The organism is Candidatus Symbiopectobacterium sp. NZEC135 (genome assembly GCF_025962695.1).
On record NZ_JAGFPF010001093.1, the window covers coordinates 1 to 731 of the forward strand.

The 731-nt window shown below is 51.0% G+C and carries 1 protein-coding gene; it reads left to right on the forward strand.

The features are described 5' to 3' along the window. Positions 1-34: 34 nt before the first annotated feature. The coding region (locus J5224_RS32645; RefSeq protein WP_264629075.1) for a transketolase family protein at positions 35-731 on the forward strand (697 nt) is incomplete at its 3' end.

Consider the following 731-nt stretch of genomic DNA (forward strand, 5'->3'; position numbering starts at 1 on the left):
TTGCTGCGATGGCAGAGTTGGAGGGAGAAATATCGTGTTAGTCATTAAACCTACCTCTATTCGCTCATGGTCCATGCTCGGTTCTCGGGGTACTTTTGGCGTAACCTTGCTTGAATTGGCACAGCAACATGACAACCTCGTTGCTCTGTCCGCTGACTTGGGCAAGTCTTCCGGCTTGGATCGTTTTAATACAACATACCCAGAGCGTTTTTTTAACGCTGGCATCGCGGAACAAAACATGGTGGGTATGGCTGCGGGATTGGCCGCGGGGGGATATGTTCCTTTTGTTACGTCGTTTGCCAACTTCCTGACTATGCGCGCTGGGGAGCAGGTGCGTCATAATCTGGGATATATGAATGAGAATGTGAAGTTGGTTGGTCTAGCCTGCGGCCTGGCGACCGGCATGTTCGGCGCAACGCACCATGGCATTGAAGATATTGCCGCTATTCGCTCCATTTCGAATATTACTATTCTTTCCCCTGCTGATTGTACCGAAACCGTTAAAATGACCGAAGCCGCACTCAATCATAATGGCCCGGTTTATTTGCGTCTTACCGGTAATATGCGCGCCCCCACCGTTTATAAAGATGATTATGAATTGACGATTGGGCAGGCTATCAGCCTACGCGAAGGGGCAGATATCAGTATTGTGGCCACGGGTACCATGGTGCACTTCGCGTTGAAAGCGGCGGAACTGTTGGCCGCTCGCGGGATTGACGCCACGGTTATCG